Origin of the sequence: Streptomyces sp. NPDC058326, assembly GCF_042879855.1 — a bacterium.
Lineage (GTDB): Bacteria > Actinomycetota > Actinomycetes > Streptomycetales > Streptomycetaceae > Streptomyces.
Window position 1 is genome coordinate 52,981 of the sequence record NZ_JBHVZO010000015.1, and the last position, 26,681, is coordinate 79,661.

The following is a 26,681-nucleotide window of genomic DNA, read 5'->3' on the forward strand; positions in this document are numbered from 1 at the left end:
CGTGGCGGTTGCCCCCGGGGCTGGGGGGGCCCCCGCCCCCCCCCCCGGGGGCCCCGCCGCCCGCGCGCGGGGGGGCGCCGCCCCCCCCCCCCCGCGGCAGGGGGATCGTCACACCGCCCACCAGACGGTGGTGTCGGCGGGCACCAGCGCTGTGCCCTCACCGTCGGCGGCGACGATCTGGACGTCCTCGTTGGAGAGGAGATACCGGCCGGGCAGCGGGACGGAGATGGCCCGGCCGGTGGTGTTGGCGGTGCAGACGAATCCGTCGCGGCGGAAGGAGAGCACACCCTCGGGTGCCTCCAGCCACTCGACGGAATCGCCCGCACCGAGTTCGGGACGCTCGCGCCGTACGGCGAGCGCGCTGCGGTACAGCTCCAGGGTGGAGCCGGGGTCGCCGGTCTGCGCCTCGACGCTCAGGCCGCCCCAGGCCGCGGGCTGCGGCAGCCAGGAGCCGCCGGCGCCGAAGCCGTACGAGGAGCCCTCGACGGTCCACGGGATCGGCACGCGGCAGCCGTCGCGGAAGCCGTCCTGGCCGCTGGCCCGCCAGAACGAGGGGTCCTGACGGACCTCGTCGGGCAGGTCGGTGACGTCGGGCAGGCCGAGTTCCTCGCCCTGGTAGACGTACGCCGAGCCGGGCAGCGCCAGCATGAGCAGGGTCGCGGCGCGGGCCCTGCGCAGGCCGAGCGCGCGGTCGCCGGGGGTCCGCAGCTGGGTGCCGAGGCCCGCCGGGTTGGCGAAGCGGGTGGCGTGCCGGGTGACGTCGTGGTTGGACAGCACCCAGGTGGTGGGGGCGCCGACCGGGCGCATCGCGGCGAGCGAGGCGTCGATGACGGTCCGCAGCTCGGCCGCGTCCCAGTGGGTGCCCAGGTACTGGAAGTTGAAGGCCTGGTGCATCTCGTCGGGGCGCACGTAGTTCGCGGTGCGGTCGACGGTCGGGGTCCAGGCCTCGGCGACGAGGACGCGCTCGCCGTCGTACTCGGAGAGCACCTTCCGCCAGGAGCGGTAGATCTCGTGGACGCCGTCCTGGTCGAAGAACGGCATGACGTCGTTGCCGAGGAGCTTCAGCTGGTCGTGGGCGCCGAGGTCGGGCAGGCCCTCGGCCTTGACCAGGCCGTGGGCGACGTCGACGCGGAAGCCGTCGACGCCCATGTCGAGCCAGAAGCGGAGGATCGAGCGGAACTCGTCCCGTACGGCGGGGTGCTCCCAGTTGAAGTCGGGCTGCTCCGGGGCGAAGAGGTGGAGGTACCAGTCGCCGGGGGTGCCGTCCGGGTTCTCGGTGCGGGTCCAGGCCGGGCCGCCGAAGATGGACTCCCAGTCGTTGGGCGGCAGTTCGCCGTCCTTCCCCTTGCCGGGGAGGAAGTGGTAGCGCTCGCGCAGCGGGGACCCGGGGCCCTCGCGCAGGGCGCGCTGGAACCACTCGTGCTGGTCGGAGGAGTGGTTGGGCACCAGGTCGACGATGATCCGCAGACCCAGTTCGTGGGCGTCGCGGATCACCGCGTCGGCGTCGAGGAGCGAGCCGAACATGGGGTCGATGGCCCGGTAGTCGGCGACGTCGTAGCCGGCGTCGGCCTGCGGCGAGGCGTAGAACGGCGAGAGCCAGACGGCGTCGACGCCGAGCTCCTTGAGGTACGGCAGCCGGCTGCGGACGCCCTCCAGGTCACCCATGCCGTCGCCGTTGCCGTCGGCGAAGCTGCGCGGGTAGACCTGGTAGATCACGGCGTCTCTCCACCAGCCCGTGTGCGTGCCGGTGGTCGGGGCGTCGGCCGGGGCGGCGAGATGCTGGGTCATGTCTTCCCTGAGAGGTAAGGAGTGGCGGCGTACGGAGGCGGTGGTCGGGCTCAGCCCTTGACGGCACCGGCGGACATGCCGGTGACCAGGTGCCGCTGGGCGAAGAGGAACACCAGGGCGGCGGGGACGGCGATGAGCACGGAGGCCGCGGCCATCGGGCCCCACTGGGCGCCGTACTGGTTGACGAACTTCTGCAGTCCGCCGGCCAGGGTGAGGTTCTCGTCGCCGACCATGAAGGCGGAGGCGTAGGCCACCTCGCCCCAGGCGGTGATGAAGGAGTAGAAGGCGGTGACGGCGATGCCCGGCTTGGCCAGCGGCAGGATCAGCCGCCAGAAGGTGCCGAAGGGGGTGAGGCCGTCGACGTAGCCGGACTCGTCGATCTCGCGCGGGATGGTGTCGAAGAAGCCCTTCATCATCCACGCGCAGAACGGGACGGCGATCGTCAGGTACGTGATGACCAGGCCGACCGGCTGGTTGAGCAGGCCCATCGAGGCCATGATGTTGTAGATCGGCACGATGAGGACGGCGACCGGGAACATCTGGGTGATGAGCAGCGTCCACATCAGGCCGCGCTTGCCGGGGAAGCGGAAGCGGCTGACCGCGTACCCCGTGGTGGCGGAGATGAAGACGCCGACGACGGTGGTGAGGCCGGCGACGAGCAGCGAGTTGGCGAACCAGGTGAGGAACGGGGTGTCGTTCAGGAGGTTCGTGTAGTTCGCGAGCGTCGTCTCCTTGAAGAAGTCCGTCGTCGTGGCGAACTGCGCCGGCTTGAGCGAGGTCAGCAGGACCCAGAGCACCGGGAAGACGGCGATCACGGACGCCACGATGAGCGTGAGGTGCAGCGCGGCCGAGGCGAGCGGCGAACGGCGTCCGCGGAGCGGGGTGTTCGCGGCCTGGGGGGTGGGGGTCGTGGTGGTCACCAGACTTCTCCCTGCTTGCGGAGGACGCGCTGGTAGATCGCGGCGAAGATCATCAGGAGGACCAGGATCAGGACGCCCCACGTGGACGACTGGGCGAAGTCGCGCGGGCTGATCTCGAAGGAGAACTTGTACGCCTGGGTGACGAGGATCTGGGTGGCCTCGCCGGGTCCGCCCCGGGTGAGCAGGAAGATCACCGGGAACATGTTGAAGGTCCAGATGGTGGAGAGCAGGATCACCGTCGTGGACACCGAGCTCAGGCCGGGCATGGTGATGTTCCGGAAGCGCTGCCAGGCGTTGGCGCCGTCCATCTCGGCGGCCTCGTACAGCTCGCCGGGGATGGACTGGAGCCCGCCGAGGAGGGCGACCATCATGAACGGGACGCCGAGCCAGACGTTGACGAGGATGACCGAGAACTTGGCCCAGGTGGGGTCGTTCAGCCACGGGACGGCGTCGATGCCGCCGCCCGCGAGAAGCTTGTTGAGAAGGCCGTTGTCCTGGTTGTAGAGGAAGCGCCAGGCGAAGACGGAGACGAAGCCCGGGACGGCCCAGGGCAGGATGAGCAGCATCCGGTAGACGGAGCGGCCGGCGATCCTGCGGTTGAGGATGTTGGCGAGGCTCAGGCCGAGGGCGAAGGTGATCGCCACACAGGACACGGTCCAGAGGACCGTCCAGCCGAGCGTCGCGAGGAACTGGTTGCCGGTGATCGCGTCGGCGTAGTTGTCCAGACCGACGAACTCGTAGGTGGCCGGGATCTCGTTGACACCGATCGACCGCGCGACGTTCCGCTCGTTGGCGTTCGTCAGCGACAGGTAGATGCCGCGGACCAGCGGGTAGCCGATGATCACGGCGATCACGACGGTCACCGGGGCGACCATCGCCCAGGCGTACCAGTGGGTGGAGAGGGAGCGCTTCTTCGCCGCGCCCCGGGGCTTACCAGTTCCGCGGCTCCGGCCGCGGGCGACGTGGTCGCCCGCGGCCTTCGCCACCGACTGGCTGGGGGTGTCCACAGCCATCAGCCGGCCTGCCTTCCTGTTACTTCCAGTCCTTCAGGAGCTTGCGGTAGGAGTCACCCGTCGCCTTGGCTCCCTTTTCCGGGGTGGTCTGGCCGGTGAGGACCTTGGTGTACTCGGTGACGAGCGGCGCGAAGAGGCTGCCGGTCTCCGGGATCCAGGGGCGCTCGACGGCCTTGTCGACGACCGGCTTGAAGAAGGTGATCATCTCGTTGGTCGCCACGTCCGGCTTGATGTAGACGGACTGACGGGTCGGGAGGAGGCTGAGCTCCTTCGCGACCGTCGCCTGCGTCTCGGCCGAGGTCATGTACTCGGCGAAGGCGTAGGAGGCGTCGAGGTTCTTGGAGCCCGCGTAGACGGCGAGGTTGTGACCGCCCTGCGGGGCGCCCTGGCCGGCCGAACCGGCCGGGACCGGGGCGATGCCCAGGTTGGCCTTGTCGGTGAACTCCTTGCCGGCGTAGGTGTCGGCGACGGCCCACGGGCCGTTGATCATCATGGCGACCTTGCCGTCCTTGAAGGCCGTCTGCATGTTGTTCCAGCCGTCGGTCGCGTCGGTCTTGGCCGCGCCCGAGTCCACCAGGTCCTTGACGACCTTGAAGCCCTTCACACCGGCGGCGTTGTCGACGGTGACCGTCTTCTTCTCGGCGTCGACGAGGTCGCCGCCCTCGCCGTACAGGAAGGAGAGGAACCAGTAGGCGTCGTCGCCGCGCAGGTAGAGGCCGGGGTTGCCGGTCTTCTGCTTGATCTTGGCGGAGACGGTCTTGAGCTCGTCGATCGTCTTGGGGACCGCGACACCGGCCTCCTTGAAGATCTTCTTGTTGTAGAAGATGCCCATGGAGTCGATGACCTGCGGCACCGCGTACGTCTTGCCGTTGTACTTGGTGGAGGCGGCGGCCTGCTCCAGGAAGTCGTCCGACTCCTTCAGGGCGGCGGTGCCGTCCAGCGGGGCCAGGTAGCCGAGGTCCGCGAACTCGGGGGTCCAGGCGACCTCGGAGCGGATGACGTCGGGGGCGCCGGAGCCGGACTGCGCGGCGTTCTTGAACTTGTTCTGCGCCTCACCGAACGGCACGTTCACGTACTTGACGGTGACCTTGGGGTGCTTCTTCTTGAAGTCCTCGGCGACCTTCTTGAAGACCTTGTCCTCGGAGCCGACCGTCGAGGTGTCCCACCAGGTCACGGTGCCGGAGAGCTCACCCGAGCTCTTGGAGCCGCCGCCGTTCGAACCGCTGTCACTACCGCACGCCGCCAGGGTCACGCCCAGGGCCGCGACCAGCGCGGTGGCCGCTATGCCACGCCGCATGTGAACTCCTTCAACTGATCCCGGGGGGGACGAGGGGCTGGAACCTTCCTCATGCGACCGCTCCCTCGCGGCGCTCCGGGTTGCCAGGAACGTAACAGGGTTGAAAACGAGCCGAAAGACCTTGCGAGAACTTTCTGCAAGGTCCGGAGATCGTTACATTCGCGTGTCCCTAAGGTTGCCATCGGATCGCTTGACAGCAGCTGGCACACGCCCCTCAGGGGCGCGCGGTCCTCCGCGCGCGCTCCGAGCGCGCCCCGCGCGCCCTGCAAAACCTGCAAGACCTTGCGAGGTGGCTTGCATCAGCCGTGCGGTGGGCAATACGCCCTGTGACCGGTACAGTCCCTCTTCATGACCGCGCGGCTCTCCGACATCGCAGCCCAGGCGGGGGTCAGTGAGGCCACAGTCAGCCGCGTACTCAACGGCAAGCCGGGCGTGGCCACCGCCACCCGCGAATCCGTCCTCGCCGCGCTCGACGTGCTCGGCTACGAGCGGCCCGTACGACTGCGCCAGCGCAGCGCGGGGCTCGTCGGCCTCATCACCCCCGAACTGGACAACCCGATCTTCCCCGCGCTCGCGCAGGTCATCGGGCAGGCCCTCACCCGGCAGGGCTACACACCGGTCCTCGCCACCCAGACCCCCGGCGGGTCCACCGAGGACGAGCTCACCGACATGCTCGTCGAGCGCGGTGTCGCCGGCATCATCTTCGTCTCCGGACTGCACGCCGACACCACCGCCGACATGACGCGCTACGACCAGCTGCGCGGCAAGGGTGTCCCGTACGTCCTCCTCAACGGCTTCTCCCCCAAGGTGCAGGCGCCCTTCGTCTCTCCCGACGACCGGGCGGCGATGCGGCTCGCGGTGACGCACCTGGCCGCGCTCGGGCACACCCGGATCGGGCTCGCCGTCGGGCCGAAGCGCTTCGTGCCGGTGCTCCGCAAGATAGAGGGCTTCCAGCAGGGCATGGCCGAGCGGCTCGGCCTCGGTCCCGCGGAGTCCGAGGAACTGATCCAGCACTCCCTGTACACCCTGGAGGGCGGCCAGGCCGCGGCCGGGGCACTGATCTCCCGGGGCTGCACGGCGGTCGTCTGCGCCAGCGACATGATGGCGCTCGGCGCGATCCGGGCCGCCCGGCAGCAGGGGCTCGACGTGCCGCGGGACGTCTCCGTCGTCGGTTTCGACGACTCCCCCCTCATAGCGTTCACCGATCCGCCGCTGACCACCATCCGGCAGCCGGTGCAGGCGATGGGGCAGGCGGCGGTCCGCGCGCTGCTCGAAGAGGTCGGGGGCACACCGGCCCCGCACTCGGAGTTCGTCTTCATGCCGGAGCTGGTCGTCCGCGGGTCGACCGCGTCGGCCCCCACCACCGTCCGCCCCTCTGCCTGACCCTCCCTGATCCGTCCCGGGGACTCCTTCCTGAGGGGGACCGGGTGCGGCCCGAACCCGCCCGGGGGATGATCGGTCGGGGGGACGGGATCTGGCAGACTCTCTCCCTATGGGTGAAACGACCGTGAAGAGTTTGGACAACCGGACGACCCCGTCGTCACCCACCGTCGTGGCCGACGGCAGGTTCGCGCGTCTGCGCGCGGGCACGCCCCGGCGTCCCACGATCTGGTTCGAGATCCTGCTCATCGCGGTGAGCTACTGGACGTACTCCCTCATCCGCAACGCGGTGCCGGAGCAGAAGGCCCAGGCGTTCAAGAACGCCGACTGGATCTGGGAGGCCGAGCAGTCCCTCGGCCTCGCCTTCGAGCACGCCGTCAACCACGCCGTGAACTCGGTGACCTGGCTGATCGTCTCGATGAACTACTACTACGCGACGCTGCACTTCATCGTGACCATCGGTGTGCTCGTCTGGCTCTACCGGTGGCACCCGGGCCGTTACGCCGCGTTCCGTACCGTCCTGTTCGCCACCACCGGTGTGGCCCTCGTCGGTTACTACCTGTATCCGCTCGCGCCGCCCCGGCTCATGACCGGCCACAACTTCATCGACACGGTCCTCGTGCACGAGACGTGGGGCTCGATGGCCTCGGGCAACCTGAAGCACGTGTCGAACCAGTACGCGGCGATGCCGTCGATGCACATCGGCTGGTCGCTCTGGTGCGGTCTGACCATCTTCCTGCTCGCGAAGGCACCCTGGGCGAAGATCCTGGGCCTGCTCTACCCGATGGCCACGCTGGTCGTGATCGTCGCCACCGCGAACCACTTCTGGCTGGACGCGGTCGGCGGCATGATCTGCCTCGCCTTCGGCTTCCTCGTCTCGTACTTCTGGTACGGCTCGCGGCCGCACCACCTGCCCAAGCTGGTGGAGCCCGCGGCGTCGACCGCGCGGCGGAGCGGCCCGCCCCCGGAGCGGGGGACGGACCGCGAGACGGCCGGTGGGACGGGCCACGAGAGGGATCCGGCCGGCTCGGCCGACGAGCCGACGGAGCAGCCGCGCGTCAGCGCCGGTAAGTGACCCGGCCGCCGACGACGGTGAGCCGGACCGGGGCCTCCGCGGCCTCGTCCGCCGGGGCCTCCACCGGGTCCACGGCGAAGGCGGTGAGGTCGGCCCGGTAGCCCGGGGCGATCCGGCCCGCGACCGTCTCCTCCCCCGCGGCGACCGCCGCGTGCGTGGTCATGCCCTCCAGGGCCATCGGACCGGTGAGCCCGTGCCGGGCCGAGGCGGCTCCTCGCGGGGCCCGCGCGGTGGCGAGGACCTGACGGGCGTCGTAGTGGGCGATGGGCCAGTCGGAGCCGAGCGCGAGGTGCGCCCCGGCCTCCCGCAGGTCGCGGCAGCGCCAGGCGCGGGCCGCCCGCTCCACGCCGAGCCGCTTGGACCACTCGTCGGTGTGGTCGGCGCGGGTGTACGCGGTGTGGGGCGGCTGCATGGAGGCGACGACCCCGAGCGCGGCGAAGCGGCCGAGCTGGTCGTCGGGGACCGTCTCGATGTGCTCGATCCGGTGGCGGGGGCCTCCGGACCCCAGGGACTCCACGGTGTCGAGGACGTGCCGGACGGCGGCGTCGCCGATGGCGTGGGTGGCGGTGCCGACCCCGGCGCGGTGGAGCCGGCGTACGGCGGCGGAGTACGTCTCCGGGTCGGGCCAGAAGGCGTCGGTGCCCTGGCCGTGGCAGTCGGCGTGCTCCAGCCAGGCCGTGCCGCCCTCGACGGTGCCGTCCATGAAGAACTTCACGCCGCCGATCCGCCACAGACGGCCGGCCCGCCCCTGGAGCCGTACCAGCGCGTCCAGCTCCTCATCGGTGGCGCCCGGCATGCACCAGGGCGCGAGCCGCAGGCGCAGCGGCAGGTCGCCGTCCTCCTCCAGGGAGGTGAGCAGTCCGGGTACGTCGTGTCCGCCGAGGTCCATGACATGGGCGGAGGTGAGGCCGGTGGCGGCCATGGCGGCGAGCAGGCCGACGAGCCGGGCACGCCGCTCGGCGTACGGCTGGGTGGGCAGGACCGGGGTCATCAGATCCATGGCGGCGTGCTCGATCAGGTGCCCGGTGGGGCGGCCGTCGGTGCCGGTCACGACCTCGGAGCGCTGGGTGAAGGCGCGGGGCCCGTCGATGCCCGCGGCCTTGAGGGCGGTGCCGCTGACCAGGGCCGAGTGTCCGTCGTAGAGACGCAGGTGGGCGGGGGCGCCGGCGAGGACGTCCTCGACGAGGTCGCGGTGGACGGGGCGGCCGCCGAAGACGTTGTGGTCGAGGCCGAAGCCGAGGACCCAGCCGTCGCGGCGCTCGGCGGCGGTGAGGGCGGCGCGGAGGCCTTCGAGGTCGGTGACGCCGGACAGGTCGGTGCCGGTGAACATCTCCAGGCCCCAGACGGGGTGGCTGTGGGCGTCGGTGAGGCCGGGGGTGAGGGTGGCGCCCGCGAGGTCGACGGTCTCCGTGCCGGGTCCTGCCCAGGTACGGGCCTCGGCGTCGGTACCGAGGGCGGTGATCAGTCCGCCATGGACGGCGACGGCGGTGGCGCCGGTGAGCTCGGGGTCGCGGACGCGGGCGTTGACGAGGACGAGGTCGGGTGCGGACACGTGAGTTCTCCAGGGTCGGACGGTTCGGCGGCGAAGCGTGCGTAGACCTCGGGGCGGGTGCGCCGGAGGCGGTACGCGAGGAGGAGCCCGAGGAGGAAGACGCCGGGGACGAGGGAGACGAGGACGGTGTTGACGGTGGTCGAGGCGCCGGTGAAGACGTCGATCTTGGAGACGACGAGGACGATCGCGCCGGCGAGCAGCACGGCGGCGACCACGGGCGCGACGACGGTGCGCAGGACGCCCTCGTCGTGGCGCACGCGGCGGAAGTAGAAGGGGATGGCGAGCGCCGCGAGCAACTGGAGGGCCATCAGGGCGATGCCGCCGGGGGTGTTCACCCAGAGCAGCAGCTGGGTGTACGGGTCGGCTCCGGCGGCCGCGAAGCCGAGGACCACGGCGAGACCGAGGACGGTCTGGGCGGTGCCCGCGACGTACGGGGAGCGGTGGCGGGGGTGGACCTTGCCGAAGACGGGGGGCAGGACGCCTTCCTCGGCGAGGGCGAGGCCGTAGCGGTTGATCGCGTTGTGGAAGGCGAGGAGGGAGGCGAGGACGCTGGTGACGATGAAGACGTGCATCAGGTCGGCCGCCCAGCCGCCGACGTAGGTGGTGATCGCGGCGAAGAAGAGCCCGCCGGTGTCGCCCGCGGCGGCCTCGACGACCTTGTCGTCGCCGAAGGCCTGGATGACGGTCCAGACGATGAAGGCGTAGAAGAGGCCGAGGAAGCAGACGGCGATGTAGGTGGCGCGGGGCACGGTGCGGGCGGGGTCGCGCGCCTCGCGGCGGTAGATCACGGTCGACTCGAAGCCGGTGAAGGCGGTGAAGGCGAAGGCGAGGACGGCGGCGCTGCCCGGGACCAGGACGTTGCCGGGTGTGAAGGAGGCCAGGGAGAGGCCGTTCGCGCCGCCCTCGATCAGGACGCCGCCCGCGAGGAGGACGAGGATGCCGGTCTCGGCGAGGAGCAGGACACCGAGGAGTTTGGCGCCGAAGTCGATGGAGCGGAAGCCGCCGTACCAGATGAGCAGGAGCCCGGCGAGAGAGACGGGCAGCCAGGGGATGTCCATGCCCCACAGGGAGTGGGCCGTGTCGGCGGTGGCGGTGCCGAGCAGGCCGTAGACGCCGATCTCCATACCGTTGTAGCCGAGCATGGCGAGCAGGGCGGCGGCGATGCCGAGGGGTTTGCCGAGGCCGCGCGTGATGTACGCGTAGAAGGCGCCGCCGCTCTTGACGTGGCGGCTCATGGTGGTGAAGCCGACGGCGAAGACCGTGAGCGTGATGCCGGCGAGGAGGTAGCCGGCGGGGGCACCGATACCGCCGAGGACGATGGCGATGGGGGCGACGCCGGCCATGACGGTGAGCGGGGCGGCGGCGGAGACGACGAAGAAGGAGATGTCGGCGGTGGTGAGGGTGCCGGTTCTCAGCCCTGGGGACTCGTCGGACGTGGGTGGGGACATGGCTGGGGAAGCCCTTCCGCGACAGGAAACCTAAAGGCTTTCGGTTGGCGCAATGTAGCCTCGGCTCCGACGGTTCGGGAAGACCCGACGTGCAGCTGAACGGGGAGTGACGATTCATGGGCCGGCCGCGCAGACCCCTCCTCGACCGGGAGCGGATCACCACCACGGCGCTCGAAATCGTCGACGAGCAGGGGGATTTCAGCGTCCCGCAGATCGCGAAGCGGCTCGGGGTGCAGACCGCGTCCGTCTACCACCACGTGGACGGCCGGGACGGGATCGTGGAGCTCCTGCGCGCACGGGTGAGCTCCGCCATCGACACGGGGACCCTGGACCAGGAGCCCTGGGACGCGGCCATGGCCGCCTGGGCCCGCTCCTACCGGGCCGCCTTCGCCGCCCACCCACGCGCGATCCCGATGCTCATGACCTCACCGGTGCGCGCCCCGAAGGTCCTCGACCAGTACGAGCTGGCCGTCGGCCGCCTCCTCGACGCGGGCTTCGCGCTGCCGCACGTCATGCCGGTGATCATCGCCCTGGAGAACCTGGTCCTGGGATCGGCGATCGACCTCGCGGCGCCGGAGGCCATGTGGGTGGTCGCCGACGAGACCGCGACCCCGCGCCTGGCCCGGGCGCTCGACGCGGTGCCCGAGGGGCGCGCGGACCAGGCCTTCGAACTGGCGCTCACGGGCTACCTGAGGCACGTCCGGACGCTGCTCGACGCCCCGGAGCAGGGCTACGCCCCGTAGAACAGCTCCTCGACGACGGCCCTGGCGCGGCGGGTGATGCGCCGGTAGTCGTCGACCATCTCGCCGACATGGCCCGGCCCGTACCCCAGGTACCGGCCGACCGCCGCGAGCTCACGCGGCTCCGAGGGGAAGGTGTCGCCGGGCCGGCCGCGTACCAGCATGACCCCGTTGCGGACCCGGGTGGCCAGGACCCACGCCTCCTCCAGGGTCTGTGCCTCCTCCGTCGCGATCAGACCGGCCGCGTGCGCCGCCCTGAGCGCCTCCCGGGTGCGGGGCGTCCGCAGCCCCGGCTCCGCCCAGCCGTGCCGCATCTGCAGCAGCTGGACCGTCCACTCGACGTCGCTGAGACCGCCGCGCCCCAGCTTCGCGTGGAGCGTCGGGTCGGCTCCGCGCGGCAGCCGCTCGGACTCCATCCGGGCCTTGAGACGGCGGATCTCGCGGACCGCGTCCTCGCCGAGCCCCTCGGCCGGATAGCGCAGCGGGTCGACGAGGGCGATGAACCGCTCCGCCAGCTCCCGGTCGCCCGCCATGGGCTCGGCGCGCAGCAGCGCCTGGCTCTCCCAGACGAGCGACCAGCGGTGGTAGTAGGCCGCGTACGACTTCAGGGTGCGGACCATGGGGCCGCTCTTGCCCTCCGGCCTGAGGTCCGCGTCGATCAGCAGCGGCGGGTCGGCCGTCGGCAGCTGGAGGAGCCGGCGCATCTCGGTGACCACCCGGTTCGCGGCCCGCGCCGCCTCCTGCTCGTCGACGCCCTCCCGCGGCTCGTGCACGAACAGGACGTCGGCGTCGGAGCCGTACCCCAGCTCGTGACCGCCGAAGCGGCCCATGCCGATGACCGCGAACCGGGTCGGCAGCTCGTCGCCCCACTCGGCGCGCACGGCGGCCCGCAGGGCGCCGGCGATCGTCGCCGCGTTGAGGTCGGTCACGGCCTCCCCGACCCGGTCGACCAGCGCCCCCGGATCGGGCTCGCGCGGGCTGTCCTCGGTGCCGTACGAGCCGATGAGGTCGGCCGCGGCGGTACGGAAGAGCTCCCTGCGGCGCACCCCGCGGGCCACCGCCACGGCCTGCTCGGCGTCGCCCGCGCGGCCCACCGCGGCCAGGACCTCCTGCTCCAGATGGTCCCGGCCGCGCGGCTTCAGTCCCTCCGGGTCGCCGAGCAGCGCGACGGCCTCGGGGGCGCGCAGAAGCAGGTCGGGGGCGAGCCGCCCGGCGGAGAGGACCCGGGCGAGGTTCTCGGCGGCGGCGCCCTCGTCGCGCAGGAGCCGCAGGTACCAGGGGGTCTTGCCGAGGGCGTCCGAGACCTTGCGGAAGCCGAGCAGGCCGGCGTCCGGGTCGGCCGAGTCCGCGAACCAGCCGAGCAGCACCGGGAGCAGCGTCCGCTGGATCGCGGCCTTCCGGCTCACCCCGGAGGCCAGCGCCTCCAGGTGCCGCAGGGCGGCGGCGGGGTCCTCGTACCCCAGTGCTTCGAGCCGCTGCCCGGCCGCCTTCGGGCTGAGCCGGATCTCGCCGGGGGCGAGCTGGGCGACCGCGTCGAGCAGCGGCCGGTAGAAGATCTTCTCGTGGAGGCGGCGGACGACGGCCGCATGCCGCTTCCACTCCTTGTTCAGCGCGGCGACCGGGTCGGTGCGCAGGCCGAGCGAGCGGCCGAGGCGGCGGAGGTCTGCCTCGTCCTCGGGGACGAGGTGGGTGCGGCGCAGCCGGTACAGCTGGATGCGGTGCTCCATGGCCCGCAGGAAGCGGTACGCCTCGTCGAGCTGGGCGGCGTCGGCACGGCCGACGTAGCCGCCGGCGGCGAGGGCGGCGAGCGCGTCGAGGGTGGTGCCGCTGTGCAGTCCGGCGTCGCTGCGGCCGTGCACGAGCTGGAGGAGCTGAACGGCGAACTCGACGTCCCGCAGACCGCCGGGGCCGAGCTTCAGCTCGCGGTCGACCTGGGCGGCGGGGATGTTGTCGACGACCCGGCGGCGCATCTTCTGCACGTCGGGGACGAAGTTCTCCCGCTCGGCGGCCTGCCAGACGAGCGGGGAGACGGCGGCGATGTACTGGGCGCCGAGCTCCGGGTCGCCCGCGACCGCACGGGCCTTGAGGAGGGCCTGGAACTCCCAGGTCTTCGCCCACCGCTGGTAGTAGGCGAGGTGGGAGGAGAGGGTACGGACGAGGGGGCCGTTGCGGCCCTCGGGGCGCAGGTTGGCGTCGACCGGCCAGATGGTGCCCTCGACCGTGGTCTCCGAGCAGATCCGCATCAGGTGGGAGGCCAGCCGGGTCGCCGCCTGGAGCGCCTTCCCCTCGTCGGCTCCCTCCGCGGGCTCGCCGACGAAGATCACGTCCACGTCCGAGACGTAGTTCAGCTCGTTGCCGCCGCACTTGCCCATCGCGATCACGGCGAGCCGGCACTGGGCGGCGTCGGCCGGCGCGGCGGAGCGGGCGAGGGCGAGCGCGGCGCGCAGGGTCGCCGTCGCCAGGTCGGCGAGCTCGGCGGCGGTCTCGGCGACGTCGATGGTGCCGCACACGTCACGGGCCGCGATGGCGAGGAGGCAGCGGCGGTAGGCGACCCGCAGCGAGACGGCGTCGGCGGCGTCGGCGAGCCCCCGCTCGAAGTCGGCGACCCCCGGGTGCAGGTCCACCGCCTCGTAGGTGACGAGGGACTCCCAGTCGCGGGGGTGGCGGGCCAGGTGGTCGGCGAGCGCCTCGGACGCGCCGAGCACGCCGAGGAGCCGGTCACGGAACGGTTTGGCGGAGAGCAGCGTGGTCGTGAAGGTCTGCCGCTCGGTCGCGGGCTGCGCCTCGGCGAGGCGGACCAGGCCGCGCAGGGCGAGGTCGGGGTCGGCGGTGGCGCCGAGGGCGTCGAGGAGGACGGGATCGCCGCGCACGGCCGCGAGTTCGGGCACGTCCAGGAGCCGTTCGGCAGCGGAGGGGTCGGTGAATCCGTGCCGCAGCAGACGTGAGAAGGTGCTGCTTCTACGTCCGGACACCGTCATTCCGCCGCTCCCTCCGAGCACATCCGCCCCGGGTCGGCCCGGGCGGACCGAGCCTATCCGGATCGGGGATCAGCGGCGGCCGGGCCTTCGGTTCGCAGCGGATCACACGTGACGTCTCGCACATTGATCGCTTTTCGGACCCAATGAACCGTATTTCTTGAAAGTCCGTCTTGTTTTCCGGAGGTCCACCCCGCTCGGGGCGGGCCCCGTCCTCCTGTCCGCCCCCGTCGAAAGCGCGCCGTCGAAGATGCCCGTCCGTCCCCGCCGCCGTCTCCTCCCGTCCCGCCGCGCGACCGTCTCCACGGCGGTGACGGCCGTCCTGGCCGGCGCCACCTTCGCCGGGCTGCTCTCGGTGACGGGAGCACCGAGGACGCCGGCCGCGCACGCGGCCCGTCCGGAGGCGCACGCCGACCGCTCAGAGGCCCGCGCGGCCCGCCCCGCGGGGAAGGCGCCGGAGGCCCGCGCGGCCCGCACCAAACCGGAGACGCCCACGGCCGCGAGGCCGGTGGAGTCCACGCCGTCGTCGAAGGGCCTCACGTCCGTCGTGCAGATCGTGGCGCACCCGGACGACGACCTGTTCTTCATGAACCCGGACATATCCCAGTCGATACGCTCCGGCCACCCCCTGACCTCGGTCTACCTCACGGCCGGCGAGTCGGACGGCGTCAACGCGCGCCCGCGCGACGCCGCCGGGGCCGATCCCGACAAGGCGGACTACGCCGAGGCCCGGCAGAACGGCATCCGCGCCGCGTACGCCGAGATGGCGACCGGCAGCCGCACCAGCCCCTGGGAGCGGATCGCGATACCCACGGCCGGCGGCGCGACGGCCGAGCTGGACACGCTGCGGGCGCAGCCGCAGGTCAGGCTGGTGTGGCTGCAGATACGCGAGGCCGGTTCGACCAACGGCGACCGGCCGCACAGCCTCAACGGCCTCTGGAACGGCCGGATCACCGCGCTCGAGTCCCAGCGCTCCTCCGGCACCCCGGTCGGCGCCGACTTCACGTACACGAAGGACCAGGTCGTGGCCACGATCACGGGGATCCTCGACCGCTTCCGGCCGACCTTCGTCCGGATGCAGGACCCGAGCCCGGGCACGTACCCGGAGAGCGGGAAGTTCCGGGACCACCAGGACCACCTGTACGGGGCGAGGTTCACCCAGGCCGCGCTCGCCCGGTACGCCGGCGTCCCCGGCCGTCCGCACGTCGGCGTGCAGAACTACCTCGGCTACCCCACCAGCGTCCTGCCGCACACCCTCGACCCCGAGACGGCCGGCGCGAAGCTGAAGACCCTGAAGACCTACGCCTGGCTGGACGGCGTCAACGACTGCGGGACCGCCGCCGGCTGCGGCGACCTCAAGGTGGCCGCGCGGCCCGCCGGACGGGGCTGGACCCAGACGATCCGGTACGCCCGGGGCACCTCCACCTCCTGGGTGCAGCGCGACCGGGACGGCGGGCTGCACGCCTTCTCCGTGCTCGACGGCCGGCTCGCGGCCTGGCGGAAGCCGGCGGCCGCCACCACCTGGGCCGGACCGGTGCTGCTGCCCGGCGGCGGCCTGGACAGCGGTGTCACGTCCGTCACGCTGCCCGACGGCCGCATCGCGGTCTTCGGCACCCGGACGGTGCTCACGGGCGGCCCCGCCGGCTACCACCGCGAGGTCGTGACCACCGCGCAGACGGAGCCCGGCGGCGCCTTCGGCCCGTGGCTCTCGCTCGGGACGCCCGAACGGGACGACGCCGGGGGCACCTCGGACATCAGCGCGCCCGCCGTGACCGTCGCCGGCGACGGCCGGGCGACCCTCGTCCTGCGGGACAGCGGCCACCGCCTGACGGCCCGCGAGCAGCTCCCGGACGGCGGCTGGGGGCCATGGCGGGCGCTCGGCGGCACGGAGGTGCACGGCGACCCGGTCGCGGCGACGGACGGCGCCGGGCGCGGCTACGTCTTCGCCAGCACCCCTGACACCGTCCTCGTGTGGGCGCAGCAGCGTCCCGGCGGGCCGCTGACGGGACCGGTGCGGACCGGACTTCCGGCGACGACGCTGGCGCTCAGCGCGACCCCGGCGGCGGACGGCGACGGGGTACGGCTCTGGTTCCGCAAGCCGGCCTCCGGTGAGCTGCGCAGCGCCGACTTCTCCGGCGTGGGCCCGGTCTCCCCGATCACGGAGCTGGCGGGCACCGGCGTCGCGGGCTTCGGCCCGGTGAGCGGAGGCGACGGCCTGCTCGCGGTCCGGTCACGGACCGGTTTCCTGGCGACCGCGCCGCACGGCAGGGCGGGAGCTCGGCCGGTGTGGCGCCTGGAGAAGTTCCTGTTCTCGGGGGCGCCGGACGCCGGGACGGACGGCGTGGCGGCGATCGGTCTTGACGGCAGGCTGCACTGGACGCCGGCGGGCCGATGAGTTCGCGCTCGCCGAGGGGTCGTACCGGTGGAGGCCCACACCGGTAGGCCCCGGCCCGGCGAAAGGATCGGCGATGGACCCGCGGACTTCCCTCGACCCCCGCTTCAGCGACCCGAAGGCGGCGCCGGCGTCCTGGCCCGACGCCGCCGCCCGGCTCGCGGCGGCCGAGGTCTTCTGGCTGACGACCGTACGGCCCGACGGCCGCCCCCATGTGACGCCGCTGATCGCCGTCTGGGCGGACGGCGCCCTCCACTTCTGCACCGGCCCCGACGAGCGCAAGGCCCGCAATCTGGCGGGCAACCCGTCGGTGGTGCTCACGACGGGCACGCCCACCCTCGAGGAGGGCCTCGACCTGGTGGTCGAGGGTGAGGCGGCGCGGGTGACGGACGAGGACCGGTTGACGGCGCTCGCGGAGGCGTACGTGGAGAAGTACGGGCCGGATTGGCGGTTCGAGGTGCGTGACGGGGCGTTCGTGGGCGACGGTGGTACGGCCCTGGTGTTCGCGGTCGCGCCTCGCACGGCCTTCGGCTTCGCCAAGGGCGCCCCCTTCGGCCAGACCCGCTGGCGTTTCTGAGGAGATCCCCATGAACTGGACCCTGGAAGTCATCCCCGTACCTGTCACCGACATGGACCGGGCGAAGGAGTTCTACGGCGACAAGTGCGGCTTCAAGATCGACCTGGACGACGAGGTGGCGCCGGGCATGCGCATCATCCAGGCGACCCCGCCGGGCTCGCGCTGTTCGATCGCGATGCTGAGCGGGATGCCGCCGATGCCGGGCACGAAGGACATGGCGCCGGGCAGCCTCCAGGGGCTTCAGCTCTGCGTGACGGACATCGAGGCGGCCCGGCGGGAACTGCTCGACCGGGGTGTCGACGTCACGCCCGTCCGGCATGTCGGCGCGACGGGCTGGGAGGACGGCAAGGGCGAGACCTGGAACTCGTTCATGGCCTTCGAGGACCCGGACGGCAACGGGTGGGTCGTCCAGGAGGCCCCGTCGGAGCTGTCGGAACGCTGAGGGCGGCCGGCTTCCGGCTTCCGGCTTCCGGCTTCCGGCTTCCGGCTTCCGGCTTCCGGCTTCCGGCTTCCGGCTTCCGGCTTCCGGCTTCCGGCTTCCGGCTTCCGGCGAGGGTCAGAACCCCCGGTAGAAGTGGCGGAGCTTCTCGTCCTCCGCCACGCACCACATCCCGGCGGCCTCCATCACGCGGTGCGAGGCCGGGTTGTCCAGGTCGGCGTCGCCCTTCACCCCGGCGACGCCGGCCACCCGGGCGATCTCGACGAGCGCCCGCAGCGCCTCGGAGGCGTACCCCTTGCCCCGCTCCCCCGGCACGACCCCGTAGCCGACGGTCACGACCCCGAGGTCGTCCGGCGGCCCGTGGAACCCGATGCCGCCGACGGCGACGCCGCCGAGCCGTATCTCGTAGGGCCGGAACACCCCGGGATCGCCGCGCTCGGCGATCCCCCGCAGGAACCCGGTGACCCCGCGGACGTCGCCGTCCTGCGGATACCCCTCCGCCCAGCGGTCATCGGCGCCGGGTTCCCGGGCGACGACGCGCTCGGCCTCGTCCACGCTCAACGGATGCAACAGAAGCCGCTCGGTGACGGCGGAAGGGATCTTCACCGGGGCAGTCTGAACGGCCCGCCGGCTCCGAGCAACGCAATTCCCGGACTCAGGCGGTCTCCAGCACCACGGCGGGGAGCGCCTCGTCCAGGATGCGCGTACGGGGCAGGGAGAGGCCGAAGTGGCGTTCGAGGACCTCCAGCGAGGTGCGGTGGGCGTCGGACCCCGGGAGGTTCTCGTCGGGCAGGCCGGCGGCGGTGAGCAACTCCTGCACGGGACCCGCCACTTCGGGTTCCCCGCTCACGCCGTCGTAGCCCCACGAGTGGTCCAGGTGGAGGTTGAAGGAGCACATGACGCGCTCGTCGTGGAAGTACGCGAACTGCGGCGGCACCGGCTTGCCGTTCTCCTCCTCGAACTCCAGGTGGAAGACGTGGGCGCCGCCGCGCGAGACGGGCACCAGAGTTTCGAACTCGCCCTGCCAGAGGCCGTACATGACGGCGACGGCCCACTCGCCGTCCTCGAAGAGGCGCAGGCCCGCCTCGCCGGGGTGGTCCCCGTACCCCTCGTCCAGGGCCTCGATCAGCTCCCGGGAGGTCAGTTCGCCGAGCGGGAGCACCGTGCGCGGCGGCCCGTACACGGCCCCGGCCAGCCTCGACGCCAGCTCCCCGGCGTCCAGGCCGCGTGCGAGCACCACGCTGTAGCCGCCGTACGCGATGGCCCGGGGGGCCGCGAGCCACGCTATTCCGTCGATCACGCGCTCATTGTGGCGCGGGACGGCTCGGGGCCCGACGGTGGCACACCGTCGGGCCCCGGCCGCACGCGGGTGGCGCCTACAGCACCGGCAGGTTCTTGCGGAGCTCGAAGGCGGTGACCTCGGAGCGGTACTCCTCCCACTCCTGCTTCTTGTTGCGGAGGAAGAAGTCGAAGACGTGCTCGCCGAGGGTCTCCGCGACCAGTTCGCTCTTCTCCATCAGGGCGATCGCCTCGCCCAGGTTCTGCGGGAGCGGTTCGATGCCCATCGCGCGGCGTTCCGAGTCGGAGAGGGCCCAGACGTCGTCGTCGGCGCCCGCCGGGAGTTCGTAGCCCTCCTCGATGCCCTTGAGACCGGCGGCGAGGAGCACCGCGTAGGTCAGGTACGGGTTGGCGCCCGAGTCGATGGAGCGGACCTCGACGCGGGACGAGCCCGTCTTGCCCGGCTTGTACATGGGGACGCGGATGAGGGCGGAGCGGTTGTTGTGGCCCCAGCAGATGTACGAGGGGGCTTCGCCGCCCGAGCCGGCCGTGCGGGAGGAGCCGCCCCAGATGCGCTTGTACGAGTTGACCCACTGGTTGGTGACGGCGGAGATCTCGCCGGCGTGCTTCAGGAGGCCCGCGATGAAGGAGCGGCCGACCTTCGAGAGCTGGTACTCGGCGCCCGACTCGTAGAACGCGTTCCGGTCGCCCTCGAAGAGGGAGAGGTGGGTGTGCATGCCCGAGCCCGGGTAGTCCGAGAACGGCTTCGGCATGAACGTCGCCTGGACGCCCTGCTCCAGGGCCACCTGCTTCATGACCAGACGGAAGGTCATGATGTTGTCCGCCGTGGACAGCGCGTCGGCGTAGCGGAGGTCGATCTCCTGCTGGCCCGGGGCGCCCTCGTGGTGGCTGAACTCCACCGAGATGCCCATCGATTCGAGCATGGTGATGGCCTGCCGGCGGAAGTCCATGCCCACGTTCTGCGGGGTGTGGTCGAAGTAGCCCGAGTTGTCGGCGGGCGTCGGCCGTGAGCCGTCCAGCGGCTTGTCCTTCAGCAGGAAGAACTCGATCTCGGGGTGGGTGTAGAAGGTAAAGCCCAGATCCGAGGTCTTGGCGAGCGCCCGCTTCAGTACGTACCGCGGGTCCGCGAAGGACGGCGAGCCGTCGGGCATCAGGATGTCGCAGAACATCCGCGCCGTGCCGGGGGCCTCGGCGCGCCACGGCAGGATCTGGAAGGTTCCCGGGTCCGGCTTGGCGATCATGTCCGATTCGTAGACGCGGGCGAAGCCCTCGATCGCGGAGCCGTCGAAGCCGATGCCCTCGTCGAAGGCCTGCTCCAGTTCGGCGGGCGCCACGGCCACCGACTTGAGGAAGCCGAGCACGTCGGTGAACCACAGACGTACGAAGCGGATGTCGCGCTCCTCGAGCGTACGGAGCACAAATTCCTGCTGCTTGTCCATTTCCACACCCATCCTCGCTGGTCAGGCCGCCTGCTCCCACCGCCTCGGGCACATCGGGGGGCACCTGAGCATCCCACCACATGGTTTCGCGCACGTTGCACACCCATACTGCCTGCTCCGGTGTGACTCAGGTAACGCGGGAGCGGCCGGATCCGGGTGTCCGTTCGCCCGGCGGGTCCGTCCTTGTCGGGGCCGAGTGGTACCCCGTTCGGCCCACGGCGGGCCCGCGCACACTACGATCTGCGCCCATGGGGGCCCCACGGCTCGTACGCCCGTCCCGGCACGCGCGTCCCATGGCACTGGTGAGTGCCGTGGCGACGCTCCTCGCCGCGCTCTTCTTCTGTCTGGGGGCGGGTCCCCACGGCCATCACGAGGCCGTTGCGCAGCCGGACGCGCGGACGGCCGCCGCCGCCACGACCGGCGCCTCCGTGAGCCGGACCGCCACGACCGGCGCCTCCGTGGGCCGGACCGCCGTGCACGGCACCGCCGTGACGGGCGACGCCGTGAGCGAGTACGTCTGCCCGTACGACCGCGGGGGCTGCTCCCTCTTCCCCTCCCTCTCCCCCGCGGTGCTCAGCGCGCCGCCGCTCGACCCGCCGCTGCCCGCGGAGGGCGGGCCGCCGCGTCTGGACCCGCCGTCCTGTGACGGCCCGGCGCGCCGGGCCTGCGCCCAGCCGCGCGCGCCGGACCTGCACGTCCTTCAAGTTCTCCGGACGTAGCGGCGGCGGGCGTCCCGCCCCCGCACGTCCACCCCCGAACTCCACCCCACCCCTGAAGAAGGACGACATCACCATGGCCGCCAACCGCTCCGCCAACGCCGACCGCCGCGCCCGAATAGAGGAGATGCGCCGCGCCGAGCAGGCCCGTGAGCGCCGCAACCGTCTGATCACCATCGGCGTCTCCGGGGTCGTCGTCCTCGGCCTCGTCGGCTTCGGCACCTTCGTGCTGATGAAGAAGTCCGACGAGCAGGACCGGAAGGAAGCCGCCGCGAAGGCGCCCATCTCCGCCGAGAAGTCCTGGGACGCCGAGAAGCTCGGCCGCAACCACGTCGAGACGGCCGTGAAGTACGACATGAAGCCGCCGGTCGGCGGCGACCACAACCCGGTCTGGATGAACTGCGACGGCGTGGTCTACAAGAAGGCCATCCCCGAGGTGAACGCCGTGCACTCCCTGGAGCACGGCGCCGTCTGGGTGACCTACAACACGAAGGCCGACGCCGACGACGTGAAGTCGCTGGAGGGGAAGGTCGGCAGGACCAAGTACACGCTGATGAGCCCCGTGGACGACCAGGCCGGGGCCATCATGCTGTCGGCCTGGGGCAAGCAGGTGACGGTGGACAACGCCGAGGACCCCCGGATCGACGCCTTCTTCACGAAGTACGTCCAGGGTCCGCAGACCCCCGAGCCCGGCGCCGCGTGCACCGGCGGACTCGACCAGTGAGCGACGACGAGGAGCTCCTGACGCCGCCGGCCCGGCGGCCGGACCGGACGCGGTGGGCGGCGGTCACCGCCGTGGCGCTCGCCCTGCTCTTCGCCGGGGGCGCCGTCACCGTCGCCTCCGCCGACCGGGAGGAGACGCCGGCGACGCCCTCCACCGACTCCGCGGACGCCGGCTTCGCCCGCGACATGGCCGTCCACCACCAGCAGGCCGTCGAGATGTCGTTCATCGTCCGGGACCGCACCCAGGACGAGGAGGTCCGCCGCCTGGCGTACGACATCGCCAACACCCAGGCCAACCAGCGGGGCATGATGCTCGGCTGGCTCGACCTGTGGGGGCTGCCGAAGCTGGAGTCCGGCGTCGAGCCCATGACGTGGATGGGCATGGGCGGCTCCGGTGACAGCGGGCCGCTCGACGGCGCGGTCATGCCGGGCATGGCGACCGGCGCGCAGCTGGACGCGTTGCGGAAGGCCAGTGGCCGTGAGGCCGAGATCCAGTACCTGAAGCTCATGACCGAGCACCACAGGGGCGGGGTCCACATGGCCGAGGGCTGTGTCCAGAAGTGCTCGGTGGACATCGAGCGCAAGCTCGCCCAGGGCATGGTCGACGCGCAGGAGTCCGAGATCCTGCTGATGGCGGACATGCTGAGGAAGCGAGGCGCCGGCGCCTGAAAAGGCCCAGGGGGTCCGGCCCCCGTGACCGCTGCGGTCGCGGGGGCCGTGCCGTGCGCCGAGAATGGGGCTGCTCGGGGACATCACGGTGACCGCGTTTCGACGAAAGGTACGCACCTCATGACCACGGCGAAGGACATCATGCACCCCGGGGCCCAGTGGATCCCGGCTCACGAGACGCTCGACCGCGCCGCGCAGCTGATGCGCAACCTCAACGTGGGCGCGCTGCCCATCGCCGACGAGAACGAGCGGCTCTGCGGCATCCTCACGGACCGCGACATCGTCGTCGGCTGTGTGGCCATGGGGCACGACCCGGCGAAGGTCACGTGTGGCGAGATGGCGAAGGGCACCCCGCGCTGGGTCGAGGCGGACGCGGACGTGGCCGCGGTCCTCGAGGAGATGCAGAGCCATCAGATCAAGCGCCTCCCCGTCATCGAGGACAAGCGGCTCGTCGGCATGATCAGCGAGGCCGACCTGGCGCAGCACCTGTCGGACGAGCAGATCAAGGCGTTCTGTACGAGCGTCTACGCCGCTTCCTGACCCGGGAGCAGCACCGCACGGGCCACCGCGTCCGGGCGGTCCAGCATGACCAGATGGCCCGACGGCACGGCCGCCTCGTAGTGGGCGCCGAGCCGCCGGGCCAGCGCGCGTTGGCGCCGCTCCCAGCGGGCGGAGCCGTCGGGCGCGGCGAGGACGGTGGCGGGGAGGCCGGGCGGCAAGGGGTGCCGGTCGCGCAGGGCGAGGAGTTCGGCGGCGACGGCTCCGTAGCGGGCGTTCTCCAGCAGGGTGCCGCGCAGGACGCGTGACGTGCGGTAGACGCGGCGGACGAGTGCGGGGGGCGCCGGGTCGTGGCGCACGGCCGCGCGGCGGACCGCGGGGCCGAGCGCGGCGGGCACCCCGGCGGCGCAGAGGACGGTGCCGAGGAGGCGGGCGGCGGCGGTCGGGCTGCCGGGGCGGGGGCGTTCCTCCACCGAGGAGTCGACGAGCACGAGGGCGGCGGTCCTGGCGGGGTGGAGCCGGGCGAAGGCCTCCGCGTGGAACCCGGCGAGGGAGTGTCCGACGACGGTGACGGGCCCGGTGAGCCCGAGGGCGTCGAGGAGGCCGGCGATCCGGTGGGCCTCGCCGGCCGCGGTGGGCGGGGCGGCGGCGGGCGCGGAGAGGCCGTGCCCGGGGCGGTCGAAGCGGACGACGGTCCGGTGCGGGGCGAGGAGCGGGACGACCTGGTCCCAGTCGAACCAGCTCAGGCCGAGCCCGGCACTCAGGACGCAGACGGGTCCCGAGCCGTCGACGGCGACGTGGTGGGCGACTCCCCCGAGACGTACGAAGGAGCTCATCGTTCCTCCTCGGCGGTGACGAGGGAGTACGCGAGGACGGCGAGCCACACCGCCACCAGGAACACCTGGAGCCGCTGGCCGGCGCCGAGCGCCCAGAGGCCCTTCCCGGCCTCGAAGGAGGCGACGGCCGCCAGCGTCCAGAGGGTGGCGGCGAGTTCCAGGGCGACGAGGACCGGTCCGGTACGGGCGAGGGGCCGCCAGCGGCGGTGGCGGCGGGCGGCGACGGTCAGGGCGACGAGGGCGGCGACGGCGGCGGTCATGGCGAGGCCGGAGCTGACGGCGTGGGCCGTATGGGTGGCGGGCACGAGCCCTGCGGCCTCGCGGGCCGCGCAGGCGGGGTCGGCGGTCGGGGCGCAGCTGAGCGGGAGGCGCGAGTCGACGGCGGTGGCGGCCCCGAAGACGGCGAGCGCGACCCAGCCGACGACTGACCAGGGCTCACGGGGCCGGGGCTCCCGGGGGCGGGGCGGGCGGGGCCGGGACTCCTGGGGCCGGGTCTCCCGGGGGCGAAGCTCCCGGCCACGGAACTCCCGTAGTCGGGACTCCCGAGGCCGGGGCCCGCGCGTGGCCGGCACGGGTGCGTGCCGTCGTAGCCCCGCGAGGCCCGTCACCGCGCCCGCCAGGACGAGGAGTCCGGCCGCCAGGTCCGTCGCCCGGAACAGGCCGCCGAACGGCTGGTCCGCCGCCGCGAGCTCGGAGACGTACGTCCGGACCGGATCGAGCCCGGTCGTGAGGAGCACTTCGAGGGCCCAGGCGGTGTACACGAGCGCACCGAGGGCCAGCAGGGCGGCCGAGGCTCGCGTCACCGTTCCGGGCATGGTGGGTCAGACGTTACGTCGTGCCGGAGGGTTCCCGGTGGTCGGGGTGGGTGCGGCCGGGGTCTCCGGTGCGTGTCGGCGCTGTCGGGCCGTCAGGGGACGTCGCGGGGGCGTCATGGGGCCATGGTCGGCGGGCCGGGGCGGGCCCGCACGTCGGCGGACCGGGACTCGGGTGCCGGATCCCAGGACATAACGTCGGTCTGACGATTAGACTGGGGCGCGTGCCTCAACTACGCCTCGCCCTGAATCAGATCGACTCGACCGTCGGAGACATCGCCGGGAACGCCGAGGCGATCGTGCACTGGACCCGGCACGCCGCCGGACAGGGCGCGCATCTCGTCGCGTTCCCCGAGATGGCGCTGACCGGATACCCCGTCGAGGACCTCGCGCTGCGCTCCTCCTTCGTCGAGGCGTCGCGGACGGCCCTGCGCGCCCTGGCCCGCCGGCTCGCCGACGAGGGCTTCGGGGAGCTGCCGGTCGTCGTCGGCTACCTGGACCGCTCCGAGCGGGCCGAGCCCCGGCTCGGCAGGCCCGCCGGCTCCCCGGAGAACGCCGCCGCGGTGCTGCACCGCGGCGAGGTCGTGCTGCGCTTCGCCAAGCACCACCTGCCGAACTACGGCGTCTTCGACGAGTACCGCTACTTCGTCCAGGGCGACACCCTGCCGGTCGTCCGGGTCCACGGCGTCGACGTGGCCCTGGCGATCTGCGAGGACCTGTGGCAGGACGGCGGCCGGGTGCCGGCGGCGCGCAGCGCGGCGGCCGGACTGCTCCTCTCCGTCAACGCCTCGCCGTACGAGCGGGACAAGGACGACACCCGGCTGGAGCTGGTGAGCACGCGGGCCCGGGAGGCCGGCTGTGTCACCGCGTATCTGGCGATGACCGGGGGTCAGGACGATCTGGTCTTCGACGGCGACTCGATCGTCGTGGACGCGGCCGGCGAAGTCATCGCACGGGCCCCGCAGTTCGTCGAGGGCAGCGTGATCCTGGACCTGGACCTGCCGGCGGCCGAGGAGGACGCTCCCGAGGGCCTGGTGGACGACGGGCTGCGGATCGACCGGGTGGTGCTCTCCGAGAAGCCGCTGCCCGCGTACGAGCCGGAGCTGGCCGGAGGGTACGCGCACCGGCTCGACGACGACGAGGAGGTGTACTCCGCCCTGGTGATCGGGGTGCGGGCGTATGTCGCGAAGAACGGTTTCCGCTCGGTGCTCGTCGGCCTCTCCGGCGGCATCGACTCGGCGCTCGTCGCGGCCATCGCCTGCGACGCGCTCGGCGCGGAGAACGTGTACGGGGTGTCGATGCCCTCGAAGTACTCCTCCGACCACTCGCGCGGCGACGCGGCCGAACTGGCCCGCCGCACCGGGCTCAACTTCCGCACCGTGTCGATCGAGCCGATGTTCGACGCGTACATGGGCGCGCTCGGCCTCACGGGTCTCGCGGAGGAGAACCTCCAGTCGCGGCTGCGCGGCACGACGCTGATGGCGATCTCCAACCAGGAGGGCCACATCGTCCTTGCCCCGGGGAACAAGTCGGAGCTCGCGGTGGGGTATTCGACTCTGTACGGCGACTCCGTCGGCGCGTTCGGGCCCATCAAGGACGTGTACAAGTCGACCGTGTTCCGGCTCGCGCGCTGGCGGAACCGGGCGGCCGAGGAGCGCGGCCAGGTCCCGCCGATCCCGGAGAGCTCGATCACCAAGCCGCCCAGCGCCGAGCTGCGGCCCGGCCAGGTCGACACGGACTCGCTGCCGGACTACGAGGTCCTGGACGCGATCCTCGCCCTGTACGTGGACCGGGACCAGGGCAGGGAGGCGATCGTGGCGGCCGGGTTCGACGAGGAGCTGGTGACCCGGACGCTGCGGATGGTGGACGCGGCGGAGTACAAGCGGCGCCAGTACCCGCCGGGCACCAAGATCTCGGCGAAGGGCTTCGGCAAGGACCGGCGGCTGCCGATCACGAACCGCTGGCGGGAGACGCCGCTGCCGGGCTGACCGTGGACGCCGACGGCCCGGCGCCGGGCGACGGCGTCGTCGGCGCGCCCGGGGGCCGGTCGGATCGGGCGGCTTGGGCGGGCGGCTCGGGTCGGGCGGCTCGGA

23 protein-coding genes are annotated in these 26,681 nt (G+C 72.3%); 11 read left to right on the plus strand and 12 right to left on the minus strand.

Annotated features, from left to right (window positions below; translation table 11 throughout):
* Window positions 1-108 precede the first annotated feature (108 nt).
* From ACFVYX_RS25270 to ACFVYX_RS25285, 4 genes are read right to left on the minus strand one after another with little or no spacing between them, the layout of a single operon-like run.
* Complete coding sequence (locus ACFVYX_RS25270; protein ID WP_389683752.1) at window positions 109-1,788, minus strand: glycoside hydrolase family 13 protein; 1,680 nt, start codon at window positions 1,786-1,788, stop codon at window positions 109-111.
* Between the two features lie 50 nt (window positions 1,789-1,838).
* Entirely contained in the window at window positions 1,839-2,711 is an 873-nt protein-coding gene (locus tag ACFVYX_RS25275) for a sugar ABC transporter permease (RefSeq protein ID WP_389683901.1), read from the minus strand.
* Window positions 2,705-3,721 carry a carbohydrate ABC transporter permease gene (locus tag ACFVYX_RS25280; RefSeq protein ID WP_389683753.1) on the minus strand — a complete coding sequence of 339 codons (1,017 nt, stop codon included), beginning with the start codon at window positions 3,719-3,721 and terminating at the stop codon, window positions 2,705-2,707. The genes ACFVYX_RS25275 and ACFVYX_RS25280 overlap by 7 nt, the downstream gene beginning before the upstream one ends.
* 19 nt (window positions 3,722-3,740) lie before the next feature.
* Window positions 3,741-5,018 carry an extracellular solute-binding protein gene (locus tag ACFVYX_RS25285; RefSeq protein ID WP_389683754.1) on the minus strand — a complete coding sequence of 426 codons (1,278 nt, stop codon included), beginning with the start codon at window positions 5,016-5,018 and terminating at the stop codon, window positions 3,741-3,743.
* A gap of 348 nt (window positions 5,019-5,366) precedes the next feature.
* On the opposite strand from ACFVYX_RS25285, the gene ACFVYX_RS25290 reads away from it, so the two are divergent.
* Window positions 5,367-6,401 (plus strand): LacI family DNA-binding transcriptional regulator, encoded by a 1,035-nt coding sequence (locus ACFVYX_RS25290; RefSeq protein ID WP_389683756.1) that lies wholly within the window; start codon window positions 5,367-5,369, stop codon window positions 6,399-6,401.
* A gap of 109 nt (window positions 6,402-6,510) precedes the next feature.
* A complete protein-coding gene (locus ACFVYX_RS25295) occupies window positions 6,511-7,473 on the plus strand; it encodes a phosphatase PAP2 family protein (RefSeq protein WP_389683757.1) in 963 nt (320 codons plus the stop codon).
* Here ACFVYX_RS25295 and ACFVYX_RS25300 read toward each other — a convergent pair.
* The gene (locus tag ACFVYX_RS25300) at window positions 7,457-9,025 is read right to left on the minus strand and encodes an amidohydrolase (RefSeq protein WP_389683758.1); all 1,569 of its coding nucleotides are present in this window, start codon (window positions 9,023-9,025) and stop codon (window positions 7,457-7,459) included. The genes ACFVYX_RS25295 and ACFVYX_RS25300 overlap by 17 nt on opposite strands.
* Window positions 8,935-10,473 (minus strand): APC family permease, encoded by a 1,539-nt coding sequence (locus ACFVYX_RS25305; RefSeq protein ID WP_389683759.1) that lies wholly within the window; start codon window positions 10,471-10,473, stop codon window positions 8,935-8,937. Before ACFVYX_RS25305 ends, ACFVYX_RS25300 begins: the two co-directional genes overlap by 91 nt.
* 116 nt (window positions 10,474-10,589) lie before the next feature.
* On the opposite strand from ACFVYX_RS25305, the gene ACFVYX_RS25310 reads away from it, so the two are divergent.
* Window positions 10,590-11,216, plus strand: a complete 627-nt coding sequence (locus tag ACFVYX_RS25310; RefSeq protein WP_389683760.1) for a TetR/AcrR family transcriptional regulator — start codon at window positions 10,590-10,592, stop codon at window positions 11,214-11,216.
* On the opposite strand, the gene ACFVYX_RS25315 is transcribed toward ACFVYX_RS25310, so the two are convergent.
* Window positions 11,204-14,191, minus strand: coding sequence for a bifunctional [glutamine synthetase] adenylyltransferase/[glutamine synthetase]-adenylyl-L-tyrosine phosphorylase (locus tag ACFVYX_RS25315; RefSeq protein WP_389683761.1), 2,988 nt, complete (start codon window positions 14,189-14,191; stop codon window positions 11,204-11,206). The genes ACFVYX_RS25310 and ACFVYX_RS25315 overlap by 13 nt on opposite strands.
* A gap of 247 nt (window positions 14,192-14,438) precedes the next feature.
* Here ACFVYX_RS25315 and ACFVYX_RS25320 point away from each other — a divergent pair, with 247 nt between their 5' ends.
* The 3 genes from ACFVYX_RS25320 to ACFVYX_RS25330 all read left to right on the plus strand — a co-directional run bounded on the left by ACFVYX_RS25320 (window position 14,439) and on the right by ACFVYX_RS25330 (window position 17,599).
* Entirely contained in the window at window positions 14,439-16,583 is a 2,145-nt protein-coding gene (locus ACFVYX_RS25320) for a PIG-L family deacetylase (RefSeq protein ID WP_389683762.1), read from the plus strand.
* 73 nt (window positions 16,584-16,656) lie between these two features.
* Complete coding sequence (locus ACFVYX_RS25325; RefSeq protein WP_389683764.1) at window positions 16,657-17,157, plus strand: pyridoxamine 5'-phosphate oxidase family protein; 501 nt, start codon at window positions 16,657-16,659, stop codon at window positions 17,155-17,157.
* Window positions 17,158-17,167: 10 nt separating this feature from the next.
* Complete coding sequence (locus ACFVYX_RS25330) at window positions 17,168-17,599, plus strand: VOC family protein (protein ID WP_389683765.1); 432 nt, start codon at window positions 17,168-17,170, stop codon at window positions 17,597-17,599.
* A 114-nt stretch (window positions 17,600-17,713) separates the two neighbouring features.
* Here the strand turns inward: ACFVYX_RS25330 and ACFVYX_RS25335 are convergent, their stop codons facing one another.
* The 3 genes from ACFVYX_RS25335 to ACFVYX_RS25345 form a co-directional block, all read right to left on the minus strand.
* The gene (locus tag ACFVYX_RS25335; protein ID WP_389683766.1) at window positions 17,714-18,202 is read right to left on the minus strand and encodes a GNAT family N-acetyltransferase; all 489 of its coding nucleotides are present in this window, start codon (window positions 18,200-18,202) and stop codon (window positions 17,714-17,716) included.
* 49 nt (window positions 18,203-18,251) lie between these two features.
* Entirely contained in the window at window positions 18,252-18,896 is a 645-nt protein-coding gene (locus ACFVYX_RS25340) for a hypothetical protein (RefSeq protein WP_389683767.1), read from the minus strand.
* A gap of 76 nt (window positions 18,897-18,972) precedes the next feature.
* Window positions 18,973-20,334, minus strand: a complete 1,362-nt coding sequence (locus tag ACFVYX_RS25345; protein ID WP_384109592.1) for a glutamine synthetase family protein — start codon at window positions 20,332-20,334, stop codon at window positions 18,973-18,975.
* Window positions 20,335-20,627: 293 nt separating this feature from the next.
* Here ACFVYX_RS25345 and ACFVYX_RS25350 point away from each other — a divergent pair, with 293 nt between their 5' ends.
* The 4 genes from ACFVYX_RS25350 (at window position 20,628) to ACFVYX_RS25365 (ending at window position 22,982) form a co-directional block, all read left to right on the plus strand.
* Window positions 20,628-21,053 carry a hypothetical protein gene (locus ACFVYX_RS25350; RefSeq protein WP_389683768.1) on the plus strand — a complete coding sequence of 142 codons (426 nt, stop codon included), beginning with the start codon at window positions 20,628-20,630 and terminating at the stop codon, window positions 21,051-21,053.
* Between the two features lie 73 nt (window positions 21,054-21,126).
* Complete coding sequence (locus tag ACFVYX_RS25355) at window positions 21,127-21,774, plus strand: DUF3105 domain-containing protein (protein WP_389683769.1); 648 nt, start codon at window positions 21,127-21,129, stop codon at window positions 21,772-21,774.
* A gap of 17 nt (window positions 21,775-21,791) precedes the next feature.
* Window positions 21,792-22,442 (plus strand): DUF305 domain-containing protein, encoded by a 651-nt coding sequence (locus ACFVYX_RS25360; RefSeq protein WP_389683902.1) that lies wholly within the window; start codon window positions 21,792-21,794, stop codon window positions 22,440-22,442.
* A gap of 120 nt (window positions 22,443-22,562) precedes the next feature.
* On the plus strand, window positions 22,563-22,982 hold the full coding sequence (locus tag ACFVYX_RS25365; RefSeq protein WP_389683770.1) for a CBS domain-containing protein: 420 nt from the start codon (window positions 22,563-22,565) through the stop codon (window positions 22,980-22,982).
* On the opposite strand, the gene ACFVYX_RS25370 is transcribed toward ACFVYX_RS25365, so the two are convergent.
* Together ACFVYX_RS25370 and ACFVYX_RS25375 are read right to left on the minus strand one after the other, a co-directional pair.
* A complete protein-coding gene (locus ACFVYX_RS25370; protein WP_389683771.1) occupies window positions 22,967-23,776 on the minus strand; it encodes an alpha/beta fold hydrolase in 810 nt (269 codons plus the stop codon). The genes ACFVYX_RS25365 and ACFVYX_RS25370 overlap by 16 nt on opposite strands.
* Window positions 23,773-24,591, minus strand: coding sequence for a DUF998 domain-containing protein (locus tag ACFVYX_RS25375; protein WP_389683772.1), 819 nt, complete (start codon window positions 24,589-24,591; stop codon window positions 23,773-23,775). Before ACFVYX_RS25375 ends, ACFVYX_RS25370 begins: the two co-directional genes overlap by 4 nt.
* Window positions 24,592-24,812: 221 nt before the next feature.
* On the opposite strand from ACFVYX_RS25375, the gene ACFVYX_RS25380 reads away from it, so the two are divergent.
* The gene (locus ACFVYX_RS25380) at window positions 24,813-26,576 is read left to right on the plus strand and encodes an NAD+ synthase (RefSeq protein WP_389683773.1); all 1,764 of its coding nucleotides are present in this window, start codon (window positions 24,813-24,815) and stop codon (window positions 26,574-26,576) included.
* Window positions 26,577-26,681: the final 105 nt, after the last annotated feature.